Raw genomic sequence first — 24,452 nt, 5'->3', positions numbered from 1 at the left:
GACGACCTGGTGCTGTGCGTGCACAACTTCTCCCGCTTCGCCCAGCCCACCGAGCTGGATCTGCAGTCCTTCAACGGCCGCCACCCGGTCGAGCTGATCGGCGGGGTGCGCTTCCCGGCCATCGGCGAGCTGCCCTACCTGCTGACACTGGCAGGCCACGGCTTCTACTGGTTCCGGCTGACCGACCATCCACGACCACCGGCCGCACCCCCCGTGCACCTTTGAAGGGACGTGTGTCTCATGCTGAAGACGGCATCGCAGTCGCCCGGCAGCCTCGGCCCTCCCCAGCTGCTGACCTCGCTGGCCGGGCTGCTTCGCGAGTGGCTGCCGAAGCAGAGGTGGTTCGCGGGCAAGGGCAGGCCCGTGACGGATCTGGCCGTGCTGTCGACGACAGAACTGCACCCGGGGTGCCTGCACCTGCTGATCCGTACGCGCCATGCCGGGCAGCCCGATGACTGCTACCAATTGATCCTCGGCGTCCGCGAGCACCTGCCGCTCCGGCTCAAGGGCGCGTTCATCGGCCGACCGGACGCGGGCCCGCTCGCCGGACTCACCGTGTACGACGCCCTCCTGGACCCGTGGTCGGCGACGCTGCTCCTGGAACGCCTGCGGGTGCCCGGCGCCACGGGTCCCCTGCGCTTCGAACGGGACACGCAAGTGGTGGTTCCGGACGGACTCAAGCCCCGGCTGCTCGACGGCGAGCAGTCCAACACCTCTTTGGTGTACGGGGATTCCTTCATCCTGAAGCTGTTCCGCCGCGTCCAGTACGGCATCAACCCGGACCTCGAAGTGCCGCGGGCGCTGGCCCGTGGCGGCTGTGCCCGGGTGCCCGCGGCCGTGGCCTGGTTCTGGACCACCGAGCCGTGCAAGATGACGCTCGGAGTGCTCCAGCCCTTCCTGCGCGAGGCGACGGACGGCTGGACGCTGGCGCTCCAATCCCTCGCCGCGGGCGAGGACTTCAGCGACGAGTCGTACGAACTGGGCCGTGCCACCGCCGAAGTGCACCTGGCGCTGACCCGGTCGTTCGAGACGGAGCCCCTGGACCCGCACGGCGGCCGGCGGTTGGCCGCGGCGATGACGGACCGTCTGGAGACCGCCGCCCGTCAGGTGGCTGACCTCGTTCCGCACGTGTCTCGCCTGAAGGCCGCATACGGCGCGCTCGCGGCACGCGGGCTGAGCCGCCCGGCCCAGCGGATCCACGGCGACCTGCACCTCGGCCAGGTGCTCCGGGCCGGAAAGCGCTGGTTCGTCATCGACTTCGAGGGCGAACCGGCCCGACCGCTCGCCGAGCGCCGGCACGCGCAGGCACCCGTACGCGACGTGGCGGGCATGCTCCGCTCCTTCGACTATGCGGCCTACACCCGGCGCCCCTCGGGCGCCCAGTGGGTGAAGCGATGCAGGGAGGCCTACTGCGCGGGGTACGCGGCGGAGTCGCCGTGGGATCCGCGTGCGGAGGCCGAGCTCCTGCGCGCGTACGAGACGGACCGAGCGGTCTACGAAGTGCTGTACGAGGCCCGGCACCGTCCCGACTGGCTGCCCGTCCCCATGGCGGCGATCGCCCGCCTCGCGGAAGGGAGTTGAGACCATGGGCACCCTTCCCCGGACCGTCGCCGATGTCCGCGACCGCCTTCCCGAAGCCCCGCTCGGCGCACAGGACAGAGGGCGCCTTCTGGCGGGGACTCATCACGACCCGCACGCCGTGCTCGGCGCGCATCCGGTGCCCGGAGGCACGGCCTTCGTGGTCCTGCGCCCCTACGCCCAGGCGGTGACGCTCCTCACCGACGGTCGGTGCGTGAAGCTGAAGGACTCGGGTGACGGCTTCTTCTCCGCTGTGCTGCCGTACGACGCGATGCCCGAGTACCGGCTGCGCGTGACGTACGACGGCCGGGACAGCACATACGAGGACCCCTACCGTTTCCTTCCCGCACTGGGTGAACTCGATCTGCACCTGATCGGCGAGGGCCGGCACGAAGATCTGTGGAAGGCGCTGGGAGCGCACCCGATGACCCACCAGGGCGTGCCGGGCACCCGGTTCACGGTGTGGGCGCCGCACGCGAGGGGGGTCAGGCTCTGCGGTGACTTCTGCAGCTGGGACGGGGCCGCGTACCCCATGCGCTCGCTGGGCTCGACCGGCGTATGGGAGCTGTTCGTCCCCGGTATCGGCGAGGGGGCCCTCTACAAGTTCGACATCACCCGCCCCGATGGCACCCACACCGTGCGCGCGGATCCGATGGCCCGCCGCACGGAGGTGCCGCCGGCGACCGCCTCCGTCGTGACGGAGTCGTCCCACGTGTGGGCGGACGCCGCATGGATGGCGCACCGCGCGGACCGCCCCGTCCATCGGGCGCCCTTCTCGGTCTACGAGGTCCATCTGGCGTCCTGGCGGCCCGGCCTCTCCTACCGCCAACTCGCCGAACAGCTCACGGAATACGTCACGGCTGCGGGCTTCACCCACGTGGAGCTGATGCCCGTCGCCGAGTATCCCTTCAGCGGATCCTGGGGCTATCAGGTCACCGGCTTCTACGCGCCGACGGCCCGCCTCGGCACGCCCGACGACTTCAAGTACCTCGTCGACACGCTGCACCGGGCGGGCATCGGAGTGATCCTCGACTGGGTCCCCGCCCACTTCCCCAAGGACGACTGGGCGTTGGCGGCCTTCGACGGAGAGCACCTGTACGAGCCGGAGGATCCCCGACGTGCCGAGCACCCCGACTGGGGCACCCTGACCTTCGACTACGGCCGCAAGGAGGTCCGCAACTTCCTTGTCGCCAACGCCACTTACTGGTGCGAGGAGTTCCACATCGACGGCCTGCGCGTCGACGCGGTCGCCTCGATGCTCTACCTCGACTATTCACGCGAGTACGGGCAGTGGGCACCCAACGAGTCGGGCGGCCGGGAGAACCTGGACGCGGTGGCGTTCCTCCAGGAGATGAACGCGACGGTCTACCGGCGCTGCCCCGGAGTGGTCACCATCGCCGAGGAGTCGACGGCCTGGGACGGCGTGACGCGGGCCACCCATGACACGGGTCCCGGCGGTCTGGGCGGCCTCGGCTTCGGCATGAAGTGGAACATGGGCTGGTCGCACGATTCCCTGGAGTACATCAAGCGCGACCCCGTGCACCGGGTGTACCACCACAACGAGATGACGTTCTCGATGGTGTACGCGTACAGCGAGAACTACCTCCTGCCCCTCTCGCACGACGAAGTGGTCCACGGCAAGCAGGCGTTGGTCTCCAAGATGCCGGGCGACTGGTGGCAGCAGCGCGCCAACCACCGGGCCTACCTGGGCTTCATGTGGGCCCACCCCGGCAAGCAACTCCTCTTCATGGGGCAGGAGTTCGCTCAGGGTGCCGAGTGGTCGGAGGAGAACGGCCTTGACTGGGCGCTCCTGGACCCGGACTACCCGGCGGAGCCGGACCACAGGGGCGTACTGCGACTGGTGCGGGACCTCAACCATGAGTACCGGTCCGCCCCCGCGCTGTGGGAGCGGGACACCGAGCCCGCCGGATTCTCCTGGGTCGCGGCGGACTCGGCGGAGGACAACGTGCTGGCGTTCCTGCGCTTCGCCGCGGACGGCACTCCGCTGCTTGCCGTGTGCAACTTCTCACCGGTGGTCCGCCACGACTACCCGCTCGGTGTCCCGGACGCGGACACCGTCTGGCGCGAGACCCTCAACACCGATCTGGCTCGCTACGGAGGAGGCGACATCCGCAATCCGGACCCGCTGAAGTCCACCCCCGAGCCGGCCCACGGCCGCCCGGCCAGTCTGCGCGTGACCCTTCCGCCGCTGGCGACCGTGTGGCTCACCGCGTGGTCGGTCAACCCTTGAAGACCGCTCCCGAACGCGAGTCGTCGGAGTAGTTCCAGTTCGTCCAGGAGATGTTCTTCTGCTCCATCAGGTCGACGTACTTCTGCGACATCGCGAAGTCGTCGCCGCCGTCGCCCGACGCCTTCTGGGTGCCGAACTCGGGGCCCGGAAGGCGTCGTTCTCCTCTCCCGCGCCGGCGCTGAACCGGCAGCCGGATGGGTTCTTGGTCTATACCAGCCGTGCCCGTCCCAGTATCCTCATCCGTGGTTGCCGCCTCCAGGAGGATCACGGTGAACGTTCGCACCAGAAGCTCGGCGATCATCGCCACCATCTGCCTCGTCGCGTCCCTCGCCCTGACGGCGGCGTCCGCCGACGAGCCCGCCGCCCCGCGGCAGGCGGCGAAGGTCGCGCTCAAGAATGTGGCCACGGCCAAGAACCCGTCCGCCGGTGCCGCCGGCCCCGGTGGCACGGTCTGGATAGCCGAACGCGCGGGCACTGTAAGGGTCTTGACCGGTCAGGGTCTCGGTGAGCCCGTCCTCGACATCTCCGGTGAGACCACCACCGACGGCGAACGCGGCCTGCTGGGCATCGCGTTCGACAAGAAGTTCGCGCACTTCTACATCTCGTACACGAACCTCGAAGGCACAAGCACCGTGGACGAGTTCGCCGTGCGGCACGGCAAGATCCGGCCCGGCACCCGGCGCACGGTCCTCACGCAGACACAGCCCTACGCGAACCACAACGGCGGCGACATCAAGTTCGGTCCCGACGGCTACCTCTACATCGCGTTCGGCGACGGCGGCTCGGGCGGCGACCCGCACGGCAACGGGCAGAACCTCGACACCTTGCTCGGCAAGCTCCTGCGGATCGATCCGAGGGGCGGCAAGCCGTACGCGATCCCGTCCGACAACCCCTTCGTGGAGGACCCGAAGGCGAAGGACGAGATCTGGGCCTACGGGCTGCGCAACCCGTGGCGGTTCTCCTTCGACGCGGGCACGGGCGACCTGCTGATCGGCGACGTCGGCCAGAGCGCCTGGGAGGAGATCGACTGGGCCCCGGCGGACAGCAAGGGCGGCGAGAACTACGGCTGGTCCCAGATGGAGGGCAACCATCCCTTCCGGGACGGCACCGAGCCCGCGAACCATGTGCCGCCGGTCCACGAGTACGACCGCACCGGCCTCGGCTGCTCGGTGACCGGCGGATTCGTCTACCGGGGCAAGGCGATCCCGGCCCTCAAGGGCCAGTACGTGTTCAGCGACTACTGCGACGGCACCGTCCGCTCTCTGCAGATCGAGAACGGCGAGGTGACCGGCGTGCACGACCTCGGAGTCAATGGCGGCGAGGTGGTCTCGTTCGTGCAGGGCGGCAAGGGCGAGCTGTACGTGCTCGACATCGGCGGCAGCGTCTCCCGCATCGACCCGGCGTAGCGAACGACTGCCCGGCGGCGACCCGGCCGGGTTGCGCCTGGATGCCGCCGACCTCGCCGAACCGATGGCCCAAAACCGGACGCCATGGCGTGCCGCGCCCCTCAACTCTTCGCCCTGTCAGGGAAGTTAGGGGACCATGAGGCGTGAGTCAGTGTCGGTGACGCCTCGGGGGACAGAACATGGCATTGGAATTCCGCCTGCTCGGGCCGGTCGAAGCGCTGTGGGAAGGCCGACCCCTGCGGGTGGGCGGGCCCAAGCCCCGCGCCCTGCTGGCCGCGCTGCTGCTGCGCGCCGGCCATGTCGTGCCTGCCGATGCGCTGGTGGACGTCGTATGGGGCGAGGAGCCGCCGGAGACGGCGAGGGCGCTGATCCAGACGTATGTCTCGGCGCTGCGGCGGGCGCTGCCGGAGGCGCGGCGTGGGGCGATCGAGACGCGGGCGCCGGGGTATGTGATCCGGCCCGATGTCGATGCCGTGGACCTCGGGCGGTTCGAGGGGCTGGCCGCCGCCGGTCGGCGGGCCGCCGCGCAGGGGGACCACCCCGCTGCCGCCCGGTTGTTGCGTGACGCCCTCACGCTGTGGCGGGGTTCCGCGCTCGGCGGGGTCGGCGAGGTGCTGCGGAGCGAAGCGGTACGGCTCGACGAGGCCCGGCAGGCCGTACTGGAGGAGCGCATCGCCGCCGAGCTCGAATGCGGCGGCCGGGAGAGCGAGTTGATCACCGAGCTCAAGGGACTCGTCGGCGCCCACCCCACCAACGAGCGGCTGCGCGGGCAGCTCATGCTCGCCCTCTACCGGGTCGGGCGGCAGGCCGACGCCCTCGCGGCGTACGAGGACGGACGCGCCGTGCTCGCCGAGGAACTCGGCATCGATCCCGGTCCCGAGCTCAGTCGGCGGCATGGATCGATTCTGCGGGCCGACCCTGTGCTGCTGCCCGCCGAGGACGGCGGTGCGGAGACCGGCGACGTCTCGGCTCCGCAGCTGCCCGCCACGCCCCGGCCCGTGTGCCTGCTGCCTCCCGCCATCAGGGACTTCACCGGGCGGAAGGCGGAAATCGCCGAGGTCGTCGACGGGCTCACCGCACCCCGGGACGCGACCTCCGTCGTGGTGGTGTCGGGGCCGGCCGGCGTCGGCAAGTCCGCCCTCGCGGTGAAGGCCGCCCATCTGGCCATGGAGGCCTTCCCCGACGGGCAGCTGTACGCCGAACTGCAGGGCACCGGCGGCCCCTTGCCGCCCGGCGACGTCCTCGGGCGGCTGCTGCGCGCGCTGGGTGCCGCGCCGCCCGAGCATGCCGATGAGCGCGCCGACCTCTTCCGCAGCCTCGTCGCGGGGCGCCGCCTCCTGCTGGTCCTCGACGACGCGGGCAGGGAGGCTCAGGTGCGGCCCCTGCTGCCGGGCAGCGCGGGCTGTGGCGTGCTCGTCACCTCGCGGGCCCGGCTCGGCGGCCTCGACGGGGCCCGGCGTACCGATCTCGCCGTCCTGGACGAGGTGCGCAGCCTGGAGCTGCTGGCCCGGGTCACCGGCCCGCAGGGCGCGACGGACGATCCCGCCGAGGACGCCGCGGCCCGCCGCATCGTCACCCTGTGCGGCGGTCTGCCGCTGGCCCTGCGGATCGCCGGGGCCCGGCTGACCACCCGCAGGCACTGGACCCCCCGCGTTCTCGCCGACCGCCTGGAGGACGAGCGGCGGCGCCTCGACGAGCTGGCCGTGGGCGACCTGGAGGTGCGGGCCAGCCTCGGTCTCAGCTACGAGTCGCTCGATCACGACGCCCGCACGGTGCTGCGCCGCCTTGCCGTTCTCGGCCCCTGCGACACGGCCCCCTGGATGGTGGCGCTGCTCGTCGACGGGGCCGAGGAAGAAGTGGAGGAGGTCCTTGAGCGGCTCGTCGACGCGCAGTTGCTGGACTGGACGGGGACCGACTCCGCGGGCCAGTCGCGCTATCGGGCCCACGATCTGGTGCGGGTGTACGCCGCGGAGCGCGCCGAGGCCGAGGATTCCGCCGAGGTGCGCACGGCGGCGGTGGGGCGTGCGCTGGCCGCCGGGCTGCGCCTGGTGGAGCGGGTCGCGGAGGAGGCGCCTTCGGGGGTGGTCGTACTGCGGCCCTATCTCGGAGGCTCGGCGAGCGTCAATCGGTCCGCCGGCGGGGCCAAGGCGGAGTGGGACGGCACCGGCACGCAAGGCCGCGGACCGGCGGCCGAGGTCGGGGCGGCGACCACCCGGCGGGCGCTCGCCGATCCGTTCGCCTGGTTCGAGGCCGAGGCCGACGCGCTCGCCACGGCCGTCGAGCGCGCGGCGGCCTTCGGCCTGCACACCCTCGCCTGTGCCGCCGCGACGGTGCTGTGCTCGTCGTCGTTCGCCGTCGGCAACCGCTTCGACGCCTGGTGGCGCAGCCATGACGCCGCGCTCGCCGCCGCCCGGCGCGCCGAGGACCGGGCCGGCGAGGCGCTGCTGCTCATCGGCCTGGGGCAACTGCGGTTCGAACAGGACCGGTACGCCGAGGCCCAGGACTACTTCCGGCAGGCCGAGCCCCTGTGCGCCGCCATAGGCGATCTGCACGGCCAGGCCGCCGCCCTCGCGGGTCTCGGCGGGAACCTGCGTGAGCTGGGCAGGCTGGCGGCCGCCGACGAGGCGCTGGGCCGCGCCGTCGACGTCTTCCAGCGCCTGGGCGATGACGCGGGCATCGGTCTCGCCTGCCGGCTGCGTGGCTCCGTACGCATGGAACTCGGCGACCAGGACGAGGCGTCGGCGCTCCTGGACGTGTCGCTGGGTGCCTACCGGAGCCTGGGCAGCCGGCGGGGCGAGGCACTCACGCTGCGCACGCTGAGCCTTGTGCACCGGTCGCTCGGGGCGTACGAGGAGGCCGAGGAGTACGCGGGGCGCGCCCTGGAGATCCTCGCGGGTCTCGGTGATCCACTGATGGCGGCGTACGCCGAACGGGCCCGCGCCAAGGCCCGGTTGAGGCTGGGGCGTACGCGCGAGGCGGAGGCGGAGCTGCTCGGTGCGCTCGACGTCTGCCGGGCCTACCGGGACCGTTTCGGCGAGGCGCTGACCCTGCGCACGCTCGGCGAGTGCGCCCTGGCCGACGGGCGGCACCAGGAGGCGGAGAAGCGGCTCGCCGCCGCCGTGCGCCTGTGGGACGCACTGGAGTTGCGGCTGCCTCGGGCCCGCACGCTGCGCGATCTCGCCGCGGCCCGCGAGGCGTTGGGCGACGGGCGGCGTGCGGCGGCACTGCGTACGGAGGCGAAGTCCGTGTTCACGGAGTTCGGCACGCGGGAGCGCGACGAACTGTAAGCCGCTGTGAGCCGTGTTGCTGAGGGCTTACAGGCAAGCTGCAGAAGCCCCGGCGAACCTTGGTGATGTCGGAGGGAAACAGCCTCCGGCACAACGGGGAATCAACGGGGAAGGACCACTGATGTCCAGCTCGACGAACAGCACCACGGACACCACGACGGACAGCACCAGGGCGCCCGCCTACCGCCGCCCGGCGGTCGTGCTTCTGGCCACCGCAGTCGCCGGCGTCGTCGCCGCGGGGTCGCTGACCGCGACCGCGTCGGCCGCGCCGAGCCCTCTGCGCATGAACATCGTCAAGACGGCCACCATCGAGAAGGACAACCCGCGGCACAACCGCGAGAAGGGGAACAACTGCAACTTCTACAGCGGGTACTGGAAGCCCAGCGGCGACAACATCTGCAGCACATCGACCGGCGGCGTGAAGTGGCGCTCCAACAACTGGTGCGCCGACTTCGTCCGCTACGTCTGGAAGAACTCCGGCGCCAAGACCAAGCACACCGACCCGTGGGCGGGCTCCTTCTACCGGGCCGCCAAGGCCGGCACCGGCAAGTGGCACAAGCGCGGCTCCTACGTCCCCAAGCCCGGTGACGCGGTGCTCTACGACTGGGACGGCGGCAGGCCGAGCCTCGGCACCAACGGCTGGGACGTCGACCACGTCGGTGTCGTCATCCAGTACAGCTCGAGCGGGAAGAAGCTGACGACCATCGAGGGCAACACCACGAAGACGTCGAGCGGCAGCGGCAAGGAAGGCGTCTTCAAGCGCACCCGGTACAACACCGAGGGCGGCGACGTCGTGGGCTACGTCTCGCCTGAAAGGCGATAGCGCCCACCATCTGCCGACGGGGACCACCGCCCGACGGGGGCGCCCCGGAGAGAGTGCCGCACCGGCCCCTCTCCGGGGCCGGGCGCGTGCGCCGCCACCGGCACTTCCCGCACGCGGGACGACGCAGGACGACGTACGACGCGTATGACGACGAAGGACGTGCCATGGCCCCGATCATCCTCATGAACGCACCCGAAGTGGCCCACATCTCCGTCGTCGAGTGTGGCGAACTCCTCGTCGACCTACGGGAGTTGTCCCTTCTCGAAGTGGACTCACGGCAGGCGGATCCGGACGGGGCGTATGCCATGGTCCGCGAGGGGGTCGCCCTGCGCCTCGAAAGGGCGGCACGCCTGCTGCCCGACGGGCTGCGGCTCCTGGTCACCGAGGGGTACCGGCCCCTCGCCCTGCAGACCCGCTACTTCGACGAGTACGCGGCCGAGTTGCGCCGCGCCAACCCGGACTGGCCGGACGACCACCTGCGCACCCAGACCAGCCGTTCGCTGGCGCCGCCCGAGATAGGGCCGCACGTCGCCGGTGCCGCCGTCGACCTCACCCTGTGCACCACGGACGGCGAAGAACTCGACCTCGGCACACCGGTCGACGCCAGCCCGGAGGCGAGTGACGGAGCCTGCTACACCGACGCCCCGAACATCTCCGGCCGAGTACGCCGCAACCGGCTCGCCCTGTGTGCGGCGCTCACCACCGCGGGACTGATCAACTACCCGACGGAATGGTGGCATTGGTCCTACGGCGACCGCTACTGGGCGCTGCTGACGGGAGCCCCTGCCGCACGGTACGGGCCCATGTGACACAGCTGTGATCGGGGGACACATGCTGCGCATTCATTTCACCGGACCGGACCTCGCCCGGACACGGGTGGCGAGCGCACCGGCTCTGATGTGGGAAACCGTACTGAGCACCCACTGGCTCCGGGACGGCTGCGCCGGACTCCTCGGCATGTGGTGGCGCGGGCGGGTGCGGCCGGACCTGCCGCCGCGGGCCCGGGCGCTGGCCGAACTGATCCCGAAACAGGGCTACTTCCCGGATTTCCTGACCCCGCACACCGCCACCCTGTGCCTCACCGAGGCGATGGAGCCCGTCCTGCTCACCCCCAGGAACGAGGTGCGCGACGACCTCGAACTCCTCGCCACCGGAGGGCCGTTGTCGCCGTGGGCACGCGACCTGCATCGAGGCCTCGCCCCGGCGCTCGACCACCTCGGCCGGGCCTTCCAGGACTACCAGCGGATCGCGATCACACCGTTCCTCAGCGGCATCCTGACGCACACCGCACGCGAACGAGCACGGGCAGGACGGCTCCTCGCCACCGGCGGGGTGGAGGCGCTGCTGCGCGGCCTGTCCCCGTCCGCACGGTGGTGCGCGCCTGCCCTCGACATCGACTATCCGGTGGACCGCGACCTGCACCTGGACGGGCGCGGCCTGCTCCTCGTGCCCTCCTACTTCTGCCGTTGCCACCCGGTGACGCTGGTGCGGCAGGGGGAGGGGGTGCCGGTCCTGCTGTACCCCCTCGGCCATGAACCGTGGGACTCCCGGGCGGCGGACGACGCGAGCGGCACCCTCGCCGACCTCGTGGGGTGCAGCCGTGCCGCGGTCCTCGCGGCGGCCGACGCCTGCCGGCAGAGCAACACGAGCCAGCTCGCCCGCCGCGCGGGCCTGCGGCTGTCATCGGCCAGCGAGCACCTCACCGTGCTGCGTCGCGCCGGGCTGATCGTCAGCTCCCGCGACGGCAACAGCGTGCTCCACGAGGTCACCCCGCTCGGTGCAAGCCTGCTCCACCGGCATGTGTGATGACAGGGGGCCTCTTGACCCCTGGGGGCCCAGCTACTAAGTTGCGGTGGCCATCGACCTGAACTGCCGAAAGACTGCCGAAAGGGGGCGACCAGCGGATGAACACCAGCTCTGATCTCGGTCGCCTCGCCCAGTGCACGGTCTGGGTTCCGGGCCGGATCGCGCACGGCTGCTGAATACGCCGTTCTGATGTGCCCGTCTGCGGCGCATTCCGGGTTTCCCGTCACCACTTCTTGGCACGCATCTGTTGTGTGCCGTTTTGCGCCCGCTTCTCGCGCGTGGCGCCTCAGAACGCAGAGATCTGCACACAGAAAGCTGCCTGAAAATTGGCGAACATGATGAATCGACCGATCGCGCACCGAATCGAAGGCCCGTCATGGTAGCGGCGCGTATCACCGTCAATGGGACAGAAGCCCCGATTTCACCGGCCGCGCCCCATACCACAGCGCTGGATTTTCTGCGCGAGCGTGGGCTCACCGGCACCAAGGAAGGCTGTGCCGAGGGTGAATGCGGCGCCTGCTCGATCCTGGTGGCCCGTCCCGGCGTGACCGAGCCCACCGACTGGGTGGCGGTCAACGCCTGCCTGGTCCCGGCCGCGGCTCTCGACGGCCAGGAGATCATCACCTCCGAAGGCCTCGCCACCGCCGGCGAACCCGGCACACCGCCCGCGCTGCACCCGGTGCAGGAGGAGATGGCGGCCCGTGGCGGTTCCCAATGCGGCTACTGCACACCGGGATTCATCTGCAGCATGGCCGCCGAGTACTACCGCCCCGACCGCTGCGCGCACGCGGACCCGGCCGGTGGCGCCGACGTCGACGCCGAGCACGGTCCCAACGGCTTCGATCTGCACGCGCTGAGCGGAAACCTGTGCCGCTGCACCGGCTATCGCCCGATTCGCGACGCCGCTTTCGCCGTCGGTACGCCCACCGACGAGGACCAGTTGGCCCGGCGTCGCGAGCAGTCACCGCCCGCACCGGTCGCCACCGAATACACCCAGGACGACAGGGCGTTCCTGCGGCCGGGCACCCTGCCCGAAGTGCTGCGGCTGCTGCGCGAGCGGCCCGACGCGGTGGTGGTCGCCGGCTCCACCGACTGGGGCGTGGAGGTCAACATCCGCTCCCGCCGGGCGGATTGCGTGGTCGCCGTCGACCGGCTGCCCGAACTGCGGGAGCTGCGCGTCGAATCCGGCCACATCGAGATCGGGGCGGCGCAGACGCTCACCGAGATCGAACGCCGACTCGACGGCCGGATCCCCCTGTTGGCAGAGCTGTTCCCGCAGTTCGCATCCCGGCTCATCCGCAACAGCGCGACCCTCGGCGGGAACCTGGGTACCGGCTCCCCGATCGGCGACAGCCCGCCGGTACTGCTCGCCCTTGAGGCGTCGGTGGTGCTCGCCGACGCCGACGGTGAACGCGAGGTCCCGCTGTCCGACTACTTCACCGGCTACCGGCAGAGCGTGCGCCGTCCCGGCGAGATGATCCGCGCGGTGCGCGTCCCGCTGCCGCTTTCGCCGGTCGTGGCCTTCCACAAGATCGCCAAGCGGCGCTTCGACGACATCTCCAGCGTGGCGGTCGCTTTCGCGCTCGACATCGAGGACGGGATCGTACGCAAGGCACGTATCGGCCTCGGCGGTGTGGCCGCCACCCCGATCCGCGCCCGTGCCGTCGAGGCGGCCCTGGAGGGCAAGCCGTGGGCGGCGGAGACGGTCGAGGCAGCGGCCCAGGTGCTGCGGTCCCAGGGCACGCCCATGGCCGATCACCGCGCAAGCGCCGCCTACCGCTCCGCGATGCTCGGCCAGAGCCTGCTGAAGCTGTACGCACAGAACACCGAGGGTGTGTCGTCATGAGCCATCTGTCCGAGCGCCCCGAAAAGCCCGTCGTCGGCGTCTCCATGCCGCACGAGAGCGCGGCCCAGCACGTCACCGGCACCGCGCTCTACACCGACGACCTGGTCCATCGCACCAAGGACGTGCTGCACGCCCACCCGGTCCAGGCCATGAAGGCCCACGGCAGGATCACCGCGCTGCGCACCGGGCCCGCGCTCGCCGTGCCCGGCGTGGTCCGCGTGCTGACCGCTGCCGACGTGCCCGGCGTCAACGACGCCGGAATGAAGCACGACGAACCGCTCTTCCCCGACGAAGTCATGTTCTACGGCCACGCGGTCGCCTGGGTGCTCGCCGAGACCCTGGAGGCGGCCCGGCTCGGCGCGGCGGCCGTCGAGGTGGAACTCGACGAACAGCCGTCCCTGATCACGCTGCAGGACGCGATCGCGGCCGACAGTTTTCACGGCGCGCGGCCCGTGATGCTGACCGGCGACGTCGAGGCCGGCTTCGCCGACTCCGCGCACGTGTTCACCGGCGAGTTCCAGTTCTCCGACCAGGAGCACTTCTACCTGGAGACGCACGCGGCGCTCGCCCACATCGACGAGGCCGAGCAGGTGTTCGTCCAGAGCAGCACCCAGCACCCTTCGGAGACCCAGGAGATCGTCGCGCACGTCCTCGGTCTGCACAGTCACGAGGTGACCGTGCAGTGTCTGCGGATGGGCGGCGGCTTCGGCGGCAAGGAGATGCAGCCGCACGGTTTCGCGGCCATCGCCGCGCTCGGCGCCAAGCTGACCGGCCGCCCGGTCCGGCTGCGGCTCAACCGGACGCAGGACCTGACCATGTCCGGCAAGCGGCACGGGTTCAACGCCACGTGGAAGATCGGCTTCGACGCCGAAGGACGCATCCAGGCCCTGGACGCCACCCTGACCGCGGACGGCGGCTGGAGCCTGGACCTCTCCGAGCCGGTGGTGGCCCGTGCGCTGTGCCACATCGACAACACGTACTGGATCCCCAACGCACGCGTCGCCGGTCGCATCGCCAAGACCAACAAGGCCTCCAACACCGCGTTCCGCGGCTTCGGCGGACCGCAGGGCATGCTGGTGATCGAGGACATCATGGGCCGGTGCGCGCCGCTGCTCGGCCTGGACCCGATGGAGCTGCGGGAGCGCAACTTCTACCGGCAGGGCCAGTCGACGCCGTACGGACAGCAGGTCACTCAGCCCGAACGCATCGCGGCCGTCTGGCAGCAGGTCAAGGACAACGGCGCCATCGCCGATCGCAGGCGCGAGATCGCCGCCTTCAACGCCGCGCACCCGAACACCAAGCGGGCACTGGCGATCACCGGCGTGAAGTTCGGCATCTCGTTCAACCTCACCGCCTTCAACCAGGGCGGTGCGCTGGTCCTGATCTACAAGGACGGCTCGGTCCTGATCAACCACGGCGGCACCGAGATGGGCCAGGGCCTGCACACCAAGATGCTGCAGGTGGCCGCGACCACGCTGGGGATCCCGCTGCACAAGGTGCGGCTGGCCCCGACGCGCACCGACAAGGTCCCCAACACCTCTGCCACCGCGGCGAGTTCCGGTACCGATCTCAACGGTGCGGCGGTCAAGAACGCCTGCGAGCAGTTGCGCGAGCGGCTGCTGCAGGTGGCCGCCACCCAGCTGGGTTCGAGCGCCTCGGATGTGCGCATCGTCGAGGGCGTCGCGCGCACCATCGGCAGCGACAAGGAGCTGGCCTGGGACGACCTGGTGCGCACCGCGTACTTCCAGCGGGTACAGCTGTCGGCGGCGGGCTTCTACCGGACCGAGGGCCTGCACTGGGACGCGAAGACGTTCCAGGGGGCGCCGTTCAAGTACTTCGCCATCGGCGCCGCCGCGGCCGAGGTGGAGGTGGACGGCTTCACCGGTGCGTACCGCATCCGACGGGTGGACATCGTGCACGATGTCGGCGACAGCCTGTCCCCGATGATCGACATCGGTCAGGTCGAGGGCGGCTTCGTGCAGGGCGCGGGCTGGCTCACCCTTGAGGACATGCGCTGGGACGCCACGGACGGGCCAAGCCGCGGCCGGCTGCTTACCCAGGCCGCGAGCACCTACAAGCTGCCGAGCTTCTCGGAGATGCCCGAGGAGTTCAACGTCACGCTCATGGAGAACGCCACCGAAGAGGGCGCCGTGTACGGGTCCAAGGCGGTCGGCGAGCCTCCGCTGATGCTGGCCTTCTGCGTACGAGAGGCCCTGCGGCAGGCCGCCGCCGCGTTCGGGCCGGGCGGCGTCGGCGTCGAGCTGGCCTCGCCCGCGACGCCGGAGGCGGTGTACTGGGCGATCCAGGGAGCCCGCCAGGGCGATGCCTCCCGAAACGGCCACGCCGCCAACGGACTTGCCGCCAACGAATTCGCCGCCAACGGCAAGAGCCGCACCGCAGCCACAACGCCGAGCGGTGCCTGACATGACGTGGGTCGCCGCGGTCGCACGGTTGCGGGCACGCCGGCAGTCCGGCGTCCTTGTGACCGTCGCGACCGTGCGCGGCCACGCCCCGCGCGACGCCGGAGCGAAACTCGTCGTGGGGGAGAGCGAGACATGGGGCTCGATCGGCGGCGGCAATGTCGAGGCCGTCGCGATCGACCGGGCCCGGGAGATGATCGCCGCGTCCAAGCCGGAGCCGGAGCTGATCGACTTCGCCCTGAACGACAAGGTGACCAACCAGCATGGCGTGCAGTGCTGCGGCGGCACGGTCACGGTACTGCTCGAACCCCTCGCCGTGGTACGGGCGGTGGCGATCTTCGGCGTCGGACACGTCGGGCTTGAACTGGCGCGCATCCTGGCACGTCAGGACCTCGACCTCCATCTGATCGACTCCCGCGCGGACATCCTCACCGAGGGGCGGCTCGCCGTGCTGGCGGACGCGGTGGGTCAAGTGCACGTACATCACACGCCGTTGCTGCCCGAGGAGGTGCTGGAGGAACTGCCGCGCGGCACCCACGTCCTGATCATGACCCATGACCACGCCGAGGACGCCGCGCTGTGCGACGCCGCCCTGCGCACGACCCATCTCGGCTCCATCGGGCTGATCGGCTCGGCGGCCAAGTGGGTGCGGTTCCGCAAACGCCTGGCCACCGAGGGCGGGCACGACGAGACCACCATCGACCGGATCAAGACCCCGATCGGCCTCGCGGACATCACCGGCAAGGAACCCGCGACGATCGCGGTGAGCGTTGCTGCCGATCTGCTGCGCACCTTCGAAAGGGAGTCCTAGCCATATGCGAAATGGAGTCCTAGCCACATGATCAGTTGGTGACGCACCGATAATGGGTGGTCAGCCGTCCCTCGTCGTCCAGTACGTGGAAGGCGAGCGCGGGTGGTTGGTCGAGGTGGACGTAGTCCTCGGGGTGGGCGTGGTGTTCCCAGGGGAGCCGGAGCGTGGAGACCACTCCCGGCGCCACCATCAGTGGGCGTCCGGCGAAGGTGGTCGCCGCCGGTGTGTGGGCGTGCCCGCACAGGAAGGCAGCGAGGTTGGGGTGGCGGCCCGTCAGCGCGGCGAGTCGCTCTGCGCCGAACTGGCGGATGCCGTCGATGAAGGGGACGTGCAGCAAGGCCGGCGGGTGGTGGAAACCGACCAGTACGGGTACCTCCGCCGGGGTCTTCCCCAGGACGTCTTCCAGCCACGCCAGGGTCTCGTCCTCGAGGAAGCCCTCGTCCTTGCCCGGCACCGAGGAGTCGCACAGCGCGATGACGAAGTCGGCGGTGCGGTGCACCTGGTTGACCGGTGCCGCCGACGGCGGCTGACCCAGCAGGAACTGCCGGAACGCCGCACGTTCGTCGTGGTTGCCGGGGCAGATCACGACCGGGTGCCGGGAGGTCAGCAGTGAGCGGGCCTGCTCGTACTCGGCGGGCAGGGCGTGGTCCGCGATGTCTCCGGTGACCAGGACCGCGTCCAGGTCGTAGGGGAGGCTTTCGAGGTACTCCATGACGGCCCGGGTGCGCTCGGAGCTGCGGTGCCCGCCGTCGATGTGGGTGTCGCTGAGGTGAGCGATCACGATCACCGCTGGGGTCCTTTCGTCGCGGTGTGCTTCGTTCAGGCTTTCGACCTCGAACGTAGAGGGTCACCGGACCAGGATTAAGATCCAGTTCCATGCCGAATTCCTGGTCCAGTTCCCGGCTCGACCTGCTCATCTCCTTCGACACCGCAGGCGGGCGGCGCTCCGGCCTGGAGTCCGCGCTCCGGGCGGCGATTCGCCAGGGACGCCTGCCTGCCGGGACGCTCCTGCCGTCCACCCGCGGGCTTGCCCAGGAACTCGGACTCTCGCGGGGCACTGTCAGCGCCGCCTACGCCCAGCTGGTCGAGGAGGGCCACCTCGCCACGCGTCCAGGGGCGGGCACCAGAGTGGCCGAGGCGCCGCGACGCGCCCAGGTCCCCGCGTCGTGCCCCGCACCCGCGCCGGCCACTCCCCGCCACGACCTTCGCCCCGGGCTCCCCGACGTCAGCGCCTTCCCCGCCCGGGCCTGGCTCGCCGCCACCCGCCGCGTGCTCAACCCCGCGCGCCCCGAGGTCTTCGGCGCCGGAGACCCACAGGGCCGTATCGAACTGCGCAACGCCCTCGCCGACTACCTGGGCCGCACTCGCGGCGTGATCACAACCCCGGACCGGATCGTGGTCACCTCCGGCTACTACCAGGGCCTGGGCCTGCTCAGCGGCGTACTGTCCGCAAGCGGCACCCGCACCGCGGCCGTGGAGGACCCGGGCCACAACCTCTTCCGCGAAGTCGTCCGGCGCGCCGGGCTCACCACCCTCGCCCTGCCCGTCGATGACCACGGCGCCTGCGTCGATGCATTGACGCCGGGCACAGGAGCGGTGTTCCTCACCCCCTCGCACCAGTACCCGACCGGCGTTCCGCTGGATCCGAGCCGCCGCCGGACACTGTGCGCCTGGGCACGCTCCACAGGAGGCCTGATCGTCGAGGACGACTACGACGGCGAGTACCGCTACGACCGCAAGCCCGTCGGCGCCCTCCAGGGCATCGCACCCGATCAAGTCGTCTACTGCGGTACGGCGTCCAAGACGCTCGGCCCCGCTCTCCGTCTGGCCTGGATGGTCCTACCGCACCACCTGGTGCAACCGGTGATGCGGGCCAAACAGCAAGCCGACCTGTACACCGAGACCCTGGGGCAACTCGTCCTCGCCGACCTGATCACCACGCACGCCTACGACCGCCACGTCCGCGCCGCCCGCCTGCGCTACCGCAGACGCCGCGAACTCCTCCTCGACCGGGTGGCCGCCCGCCCCGGCCTTACCGCCCACGGGGTACCCGCCGGACTGCACACCCTTGTCACCCTCCCCTCCGACGGCCCCACCGAAGACCAACTCCTGGCCAGGTGTGCCCATCACGGCCTTGCCCTGCGTGGCCTCACCGAACTCCACCACGACCCCGCCGACCGTCCGCAGGGCCTGCTGATCGGCTTCGCCGCCCCTTCCGAACGTGCCTACCCGGCCGCCCTCGGCGCCTTGTTCGCCGCCCTGGACTCCGATGGTCGAGGCAGCGCGGGGTCGAGCCCGGGTGTGACAGAGGACGTGGCATCATGATCGCGTTGTTGGCATGATCATGATGAGGGGGAGCCGTGCGATCGGCTGTAAGGAAGTCCTCGCGGACGTTGGTCGGAAAGGCCGTACGGCCGGTGCTGGCGGCGGCGCTGTCCGTCGCCGTACTGGCCGGTGCCGTGGCCTGCGGGTCCGAGGACGGCGGGAAGGACGACAAGGGCGCGCAGGATGCCGGGGCGCAGGCCGACAGCGGGCAGGTCGTCCAGGCCGCGGGCGCGGCGCCGAAGGCCCAGGAGGGCGGCGCGGTCAAGTTCGAGTTCGAGCAGGGCTGCAAGCAGGTCAAGGCGGCGCTCGAAGGGTTCCTGAAGAAGGGGCTCGACAGCATCGGCTGCTGGGACAGCGCGAAGCTGCCCGAGCCCGAGGTGAAGAAGGCCTCCGAGATCACGTCGCTGGCGGGCCGGCAGTGCCGGGCCCAGCCGGGCCGCTGGTTCTACACGCGCACGGACGCCTGCGGCCGGGTGTCGCTCACGTACACCGTGATCGACCTCAAGACGAAGCGGACGACCGGCAGGGCCGTGTTCACGGCGACGCAGGAGATCCAGCTCGACCCCAAGGAGCACAACGGCAAGACCTCCATCAAGGAGGGGCTGTGGCACACCGAGAACACGCTGCGGCTGGACGGCGCATCGGGCTCCGCCAAGGGGCTGCGGGCGTCGTGGAAGACCGCCTGCTCGGGCGGCGCGTGCGCGGCCGACACCGCGTGGTCGGGGTCGGTGCCGATCAGCAAGGGCCGGGTCCTCGACGGCGCCACCAGCCATGTGTGGAAGGGGGCCGTCCCGGTCCAGAGCTTCCGCGCGAAGAACACCGTGACCATCCTCGGCGCGGGTCAAGTCCTCATCTCCCCGGCCTGGTTCGCGCCGCCCATGAAGCTCCGGTGCGACCGGACCTTCGGTGACAAGCGGTACCCGGGCGGCAAGAACGTCGGCTGTGTGTTCCCCCAGGCGGTGCCGACGATGAAGCTGCCGCTGCGGAACGCCGGACAGGCCAATGTCGCCTGGTCCATGCGGAATCTCAAGGGGCACTGGGGCTGGCAGGGCAGGGGCAAGCCGCTGACCCGCCTCGCCGACGAGGACAAGTCGGACGCCAACCGCGACAAGATCTGCCACGACGGCACCTTCAAGGCCGACCCGCAGGTCCCCGACGACAGCTGCGACGAGTTCCCGTTCGCCAAGACGCGGCAGAGCGGCGGCCAGCGGAAGCTCGCCGGCAAGGACTGCGCGGAGATCCGCCCCCACAAGGAGACCAGCGGCAGCCGCAAGGGCCAGTGGACCATCTACTACGTCAACAACGTGACCCCGAGCAGTGAGTGCACCATCGGTCACGTGCCCAACAAGCAGAACGGCTCGGTCGGTGGCTCCTTGAGCGCCTTCTATCAGAAGCAACGGGTCATCGACGGCGAGAAGTTCTGGCTCAGCGTCGGCTGACCGGCGGTGCGGGGCGGGGCGGCGATCGCGGTAATCGTCCCGCCCCGCCTCACTCGTCGTACGCCGGAAGCCTTGCCATCAGGCCGAAGGTGACCTGATGCGGGCCCAGGACGACCCCGGTGTAGTCGTGCAGCAGCGCCAGGGCGCGCAGGTTCGGCGAAAGACCGTTCTCCGGGTCGAAGAAGCCTGCCCGGTCCATCTCCGGTACGAGCCGGTCGGGGTCATCGCCCCGCTGCTCGTGCCGGAGTTCGGGCTGCCGCGTGTCGAACTTGGTGATCAGCGTTCCGTCCACCCAGTGCTCGACGAAGCCCAGCGAGTCGCCGTTGTAGCAGCCGATCAGGCGGGTGCCGCGCGACGCGGCCGCGAGGCGCTCGTCGTCGAAGGCCCAGGTGCTCGCCGGCTCGAAGGCGAAGGCCCAGCCCCCGGCGACGCCGCCGTGCAGCGCGCCGAAGTCCCAGTAGTCCTCCAGCGCCTCGTCGCGCAACGCCTCGACATCGTCCGCGTCGTCCGGCTGCCGGATGCTCTCCGGCTCACCACCGATGCGTACGAGCACATCGCGGTCGGTCAGGCCCTCGACCAGGGTCAGGCTGTGCGCCATGTGCGTCTCGGCGATCCAGGCCAGCGGATTGGTCACCGGGCGAGTTCCTCGGCGGAGTTCATCGCTTACCCAGCTTCCCTTCGAACAGGTCCAGTGACTTGAGTGGCGTGTCGTGTGCCGCACGCATGATCCCATAGCGTTCGGGGCCGTCCGGGTCAGTCCACGATGATCCCCGGATAGCAGTGGTCGTGGTGCCAGTCCGGGGCCACTGGGTAACCGCAGTGGCAGAATTCGGGCCGGGCCGACTCGCCCCTGGCGCGCCGGGTCAGGGCGACGATCAAGGGCTGGCGGTCCAGCCAGGACGCCGCGTCGTCCCGGTCGGTCAGGCCGAGGGCCTCCGGTGTCACGTCGAGCCCGTCGGCGAGCAACTCGACGAGCTGGTCGGCCTGTTTACGGATGAAGCGCAGGACATTGCCGCAGTAGGACGGGGGCATCTCGTCCAGTCGGTGGCGGCGGTCCTGGACGTCCTGCCAGACCTCGTCCTGGTTCAGGAGGTTCACCCAGTGCTCCTCCGAGGTCCAGCGTGCCGTCGGCGCGACGGGCCCGCCGCTGCCCGCGGACCGCACCAACTCCTGGGTCTCCACGGCCTCTTCGAGGGCCCGGCCGTACTCCGCGAGGTCGTCGGCCGCCAGGCGCCGGTAGATCGCCACGGACATGTCGGCGTCCCGGCGCGCGGCGGCGATGCTGCCCTCGGCGCCGAGCCGGGCCTGGGCCGACTGGCGCAGGACCTTCGCATGGCCGCTCTCGTACCGGACCGGGTCGGCCGCCGCGAGTCGTGCGGTGACCCCCGCCGCCTCGTCGGCCAGGGCGAGGGCCTCCCGCCACCGTTGCAGCCGCCCCAGGTAGGTGACGAGCCGCGACGCGAGGTCGGCCAGGACGGGCTCCTGCGCGGCGGGCGCCACCGCGGCAAGGCGGCGGGCGGTCGCGACCGCCTCCTGCAGCGCGGTGACTGCCTCCTCCCTGCGCCGCGACGCCCAGAGCAGGACGGACAGGTTGCCCAGGCACTGCGCGAGCTCGGACTCGTCGAGCACGAACGCGCGGGCGAGCAGCGACCCGGCGGGCGGTCCTGCCGCCAGGCCGCGCCGGGCGAACTCGATGGCCCGCGCCTGCGCGGCCACGGCGTCCGAGAGACGGCGCAGCTGCCAGGAGAAGGCGCCGAGGTTGTTCAGGGCGAGCGCGAGGCCGGTCTCGTACTGACCCGGCTGGGTCGCCGTCAGACGCCAGAAGATCCCGACCGCTTGCTCCGTGGGGGCCATGGCCCGGTCCGGGTATCCCGCCGCGGCCAGCCCTCGGCCCACCTGTGCGAGGGCCAGGGCAAGCCCGGGCTCGTGGGCCGCCGGGTCCGCCACGGCCAGTTCCTTGAAGAGCGCGGCCGCCTCCTCGGCCGTGTGCAGGGCGCGGTCGGGGGCGTCGGCGTCGAAGGCGTGCTGGGTCAGGTGCAGCAGCGCGGTCGCCAGGGTCGCGGCCGGGGATGCGTACGGCGATGTGGACGCGAATGCGGCTGTGGAAGAGGACGGAGACCGCGACCCGGCCGGGTGCGCGCCGGCAGTCGCCGCCTTCCGGAAGCAGCGCACCGCCTCCTCGTCCGCGGCCAGCGCCTCTTGTGCACGCCCCGCCCGGCCGAGCCGGAAGCCGAGGCCTTGGTGCAGGCGGCCGCGCTCGGCGTGGTCGGTGGTGTCGGGGAGGCGTTCGGCGACCAGTCGGGCAGTGAACGTCGCCATGCCCGCGTCCAGGTCGAGCTGCCCGAACTCCGGGAAGCAGGCCTCCACGGAGGCGAGTACGGAGGAGGGAAGGGCGGTCTCGGCAAGCGCGGTGAGGGCCGCGCTGCCCGCGGCGACGGCCACCGACGGGTCCTGCCGCAGGATCTGCTCCAGGTGCCCGGCGATGTGCGGCCAGCGACCCGGTGCCGCCGCGGCGGCCAGGAACGTCAGGCCGCGCGTGACCGACGGCGGAACCGCACCGTCCGGGCCGCGGGCGCTGAGCGCGCGTGCTGTCGGTGCGGCCCAGGGGGCGGGTGGGTAGCCGGTCACGCGGTGCCCGTCGAGGCTGAGGGCGAGGAAGTCCTCGGCGAGCCGGTCCGGGTAGAGCGGCTCGAGTACGGCGCCCGGCTCCGCAGGCGGGTAGCACGTGCCGTGGTCGGTGAGCAGCCTCGACGGCCGCTCCAGGCCGATCCCCGTGAGCAGGGCGCCGCCGTCACCCGGTGACACGGCCCCGGTGAGGGCGGCCGTGAACACGACGCGGTTCATGTCGCTCGGCGCGGTGCCGAAGTCCAGTCCCTCCAGGCGGTTCTCCCACAGCCGGCTCCAGTGCCGTCGCTCCCGGTTCAGGAGGTATGCCGAGAGGCCGGCCAGGTCGTTCGGGGCCTGTTCGCCGCGTACGTGGGCGTCGACGGCCACCAGGGCGGCCATGTGCACGGCGAGGACGAGCCCGAAATCGGGGCGCTCCAGATCCTTCGGTGGTGCGATCACGGCCGGGTCGGGCACGCCGTACCGGGCGGCGAAGCAGTCCCGGGCCGCGGCGAACATGGCCGACCGGGCCCGCGGATCGCCACCGGGGGCGCCCAGCGGGCTCAGCTCCTGGTCCCGGGTGCCGGCCATGACGTCTTCCAGGGCGGAGCGCACGGCGGGCCAGGCGGTGGCCGAGCGGGCGAGCAGCAGCAGCCGGGTCGGCAGAGGGCCGGTGAGCAGCCGGTTGCTGAACAGCCAGGTGAGGTGTGAGACGGGCCAGCGGTCCGCGTAGTCGACCACGAGGAGCAGGCCGCGAGCCCCGTCGGGCCGCAGGTCCGCGCTGTTCCCCCGGCCCGCGTCCAGGATGGCGCCCGGGCCGTGCGTGGCCGTGACGACCTTCCAGCCCGCGGCGGCGCTCTCGGCGGCGAACTCGTCGGCGAGGCGGCTCTTTCCGTGCCCGCCGGGACCGTGCAGCCAGGTCGCCGAGAGCCGCGGGCCGGAGGTGTCCCGCCAGGCGGCGAGCTCGGCGCGTTCCCGCTCCCGGCCGGTGAAGTCGACCAGCCGGTAGCGGGCGTTGAGCATCCGGCTGGGCTGGTCGAGCAGCCAGGTGTCGTCCGGCGCGGGGGCCGCACTCTGGTGCTCGCCGAGCAGGTAGACGGGCCCACGATCCGGGAAGACGTGCAGGTCGGCGCCCACCACGCCGTACCCGAAGCCGCTCTCCACCCGGATCGACTGGTGGACGGCTGGCTCCGCTGCGGGGCCGGGCGGCGGTGCGCCACCGTCGCCCGTGGCGAATCGGCGCCCCTGCCGGGTGCCCTCGTCGGTCCCTGTCACCGAACGGCCCCGCCGGTGGCGTCACCCCCGAACTCCCTCTCCCTCTGCGGCGGTTCTGCGGTACGACCCGGCGCCGACTCGGCGCTGTGGTGGTGGTTGACGATGTTTCCGCCCTGCACCACGAACGCCTTCGCGTTGTCCCGCACGACGACGTCCTGCACCCACTTCGGCTCGCCGTGCGCGGCGGGCCGGACCTCGTCGATCAGGGCGCGCAGCTCCTCGGCCGCGGCCGGGTCGCGCTGCAGCAGCGAGCGCAGCTCGAGCTGCCACAGGGGAAGGAGCGTCTGCCGCACCTGGTCGCTGTCATCGGCCTCCGCCACGAGGCGGGCGTTGCTGTCGAGTTGGCCCTCGATCGCCTGCTGCCGATCCTCGCCGCCGCGACGCCGGAACAGCTCCGCCACCCGGGTGCGCGCGAGCACCCAGGAGTCGGTGGCCATGGCTCCGACCACAGCCGTACCGCCGGCCATCACGAGTTCGTCGAGCACAATTCCTCCCTCTGCGGGCACCGTTGACATCGCGCGCTCCGTGCGTCGCGCCCCGCACGGACGACCGTAGAACATCGGGCCCGGACACGGGCGTTG

17 protein-coding genes and 1 pseudogene are annotated in these 24,452 nt (G+C 71.3%); 13 read left to right on the top strand and 5 right to left on the bottom strand.

All coding sequences use genetic code 11. The annotated features are described in order from the left end of the window. From ACFWY6_RS14150 to glgB, 3 genes are all read left to right on the top strand, one after another. A partial coding sequence (locus tag ACFWY6_RS14150) for an alpha-glucosidase C-terminal domain-containing protein (RefSeq protein ID WP_384689173.1) occupies positions 1–225 on the top strand: 225 nt, incomplete at its 5' end. Between the two features lie 15 nt (positions 226–240). Next, positions 241–1,581, top strand: coding sequence for a maltokinase (locus ACFWY6_RS14145; RefSeq protein WP_384689171.1), 1,341 nt, complete (start codon positions 241–243; stop codon positions 1,579–1,581). 4 nt (positions 1,582–1,585) lie between these two features. Then, on the top strand, positions 1,586–3,829 hold the full coding sequence (glgB, locus tag ACFWY6_RS14140) for a 1,4-alpha-glucan branching enzyme (protein ID WP_384689169.1): 2,244 nt from the start codon (positions 1,586–1,588) through the stop codon (positions 3,827–3,829). Here the strand turns inward: glgB and ACFWY6_RS14135 are convergent. Further along, positions 3,825–3,968 (bottom strand): annotated as a pseudogene (locus ACFWY6_RS14135) (glycoside hydrolase family 5 protein); the annotation flags it as partial. The gene glgB and the pseudogene ACFWY6_RS14135 overlap by 5 nt on opposite strands. Before the next feature lie 130 nt (positions 3,969–4,098). Here ACFWY6_RS14135 and ACFWY6_RS14130 point away from each other — a divergent pair. From ACFWY6_RS14130 to xdhC, 8 genes are all read left to right on the top strand, one after another. After that, positions 4,099–5,235: a PQQ-dependent sugar dehydrogenase gene (locus ACFWY6_RS14130; RefSeq protein ID WP_384689166.1), complete on the top strand. Its 1,137-nt coding sequence runs from the start codon at positions 4,099–4,101 to the stop codon at positions 5,233–5,235. A gap of 179 nt (positions 5,236–5,414) precedes the next feature. Further along, positions 5,415–8,522, top strand: a complete 3,108-nt coding sequence (locus ACFWY6_RS14125) for a BTAD domain-containing putative transcriptional regulator (protein ID WP_384689164.1) — start codon at positions 5,415–5,417, stop codon at positions 8,520–8,522. A gap of 121 nt (positions 8,523–8,643) precedes the next feature. Next, positions 8,644–9,345, top strand: a complete 702-nt coding sequence (locus tag ACFWY6_RS14120) for a CHAP domain-containing protein (RefSeq protein WP_384689160.1) — start codon at positions 8,644–8,646, stop codon at positions 9,343–9,345. A gap of 164 nt (positions 9,346–9,509) precedes the next feature. Next, a complete protein-coding gene (locus ACFWY6_RS14115) occupies positions 9,510–10,154 on the top strand; it encodes a M15 family metallopeptidase (protein WP_384689158.1) in 645 nt (214 codons plus the stop codon). Positions 10,155–10,176: 22 nt separating this feature from the next. Beyond that, complete coding sequence (locus tag ACFWY6_RS14110) at positions 10,177–11,151, top strand: ArsR/SmtB family transcription factor (RefSeq protein ID WP_384689155.1); 975 nt, start codon at positions 10,177–10,179, stop codon at positions 11,149–11,151. A gap of 376 nt (positions 11,152–11,527) precedes the next feature. Further along, positions 11,528–12,997, top strand: coding sequence for a xanthine dehydrogenase small subunit (locus ACFWY6_RS14105; RefSeq protein ID WP_384689152.1), 1,470 nt, complete (start codon positions 11,528–11,530; stop codon positions 12,995–12,997). Next, a complete protein-coding gene (xdhB, locus tag ACFWY6_RS14100; protein WP_384689149.1) occupies positions 12,994–15,420 on the top strand; it encodes a xanthine dehydrogenase molybdopterin binding subunit in 2,427 nt (808 codons plus the stop codon). Before ACFWY6_RS14105 ends, xdhB begins: the two co-directional genes overlap by 4 nt. 1 nt (position 15,421) lies before the next feature. Next, complete coding sequence (xdhC, locus tag ACFWY6_RS14095; RefSeq protein WP_384689146.1) at positions 15,422–16,228, top strand: xanthine dehydrogenase accessory protein XdhC; 807 nt, start codon at positions 15,422–15,424, stop codon at positions 16,226–16,228. A 31-nt stretch (positions 16,229–16,259) separates the two neighbouring features. Here the strand turns inward: xdhC and ACFWY6_RS14090 are convergent, their stop codons facing one another. Further along, the gene (locus ACFWY6_RS14090) at positions 16,260–17,015 is read right to left on the bottom strand and encodes a metallophosphoesterase (protein WP_384689143.1); all 756 of its coding nucleotides are present in this window, start codon (positions 17,013–17,015) and stop codon (positions 16,260–16,262) included. A gap of 89 nt (positions 17,016–17,104) precedes the next feature. Here ACFWY6_RS14090 and ACFWY6_RS14085 point away from each other — a divergent pair, with 89 nt between their 5' ends. Both ACFWY6_RS14085 and ACFWY6_RS14080 read left to right on the top strand, forming a co-directional pair. Next, on the top strand, positions 17,105–18,553 hold the full coding sequence (locus ACFWY6_RS14085) for a PLP-dependent aminotransferase family protein (protein ID WP_384689140.1): 1,449 nt from the start codon (positions 17,105–17,107) through the stop codon (positions 18,551–18,553). Positions 18,554–18,588: 35 nt separating this feature from the next. After that, positions 18,589–19,992 carry a hypothetical protein gene (locus ACFWY6_RS14080; protein WP_384689137.1) on the top strand — a complete coding sequence of 468 codons (1,404 nt, stop codon included), beginning with the start codon at positions 18,589–18,591 and terminating at the stop codon, positions 19,990–19,992. Between the two features lie 49 nt (positions 19,993–20,041). Here ACFWY6_RS14080 and ACFWY6_RS14075 read toward each other — a convergent pair whose 3' ends face one another. The 3 genes from ACFWY6_RS14075 to ACFWY6_RS14065 all read right to left on the bottom strand — a co-directional run bounded on the left by ACFWY6_RS14075 (position 20,042) and on the right by ACFWY6_RS14065 (position 24,386). Beyond that, complete coding sequence (locus ACFWY6_RS14075) at positions 20,042–20,626, bottom strand: DUF6461 domain-containing protein (RefSeq protein ID WP_384689134.1); 585 nt, start codon at positions 20,624–20,626, stop codon at positions 20,042–20,044. 119 nt (positions 20,627–20,745) lie between these two features. Beyond that, a complete protein-coding gene (locus ACFWY6_RS14070) occupies positions 20,746–23,871 on the bottom strand; it encodes a tetratricopeptide repeat protein (RefSeq protein ID WP_384689131.1) in 3,126 nt (1,041 codons plus the stop codon). After that, positions 23,868–24,386 carry a hypothetical protein gene (locus tag ACFWY6_RS14065; RefSeq protein ID WP_384689129.1) on the bottom strand — a complete coding sequence of 173 codons (519 nt, stop codon included), beginning with the start codon at positions 24,384–24,386 and terminating at the stop codon, positions 23,868–23,870. Before ACFWY6_RS14065 ends, ACFWY6_RS14070 begins: the two co-directional genes overlap by 4 nt. Positions 24,387–24,452 lie beyond the last annotated feature (66 nt).

This window comes from Streptomyces sp. NPDC059037 (assembly GCF_042740015.1).
Lineage (GTDB): Bacteria > Actinomycetota > Actinomycetes > Streptomycetales > Streptomycetaceae > Streptomyces.
The sequence above is the reverse complement of the archived record's forward strand: the minus strand, read 5'-3'. Positions and strand labels throughout refer to the sequence as shown.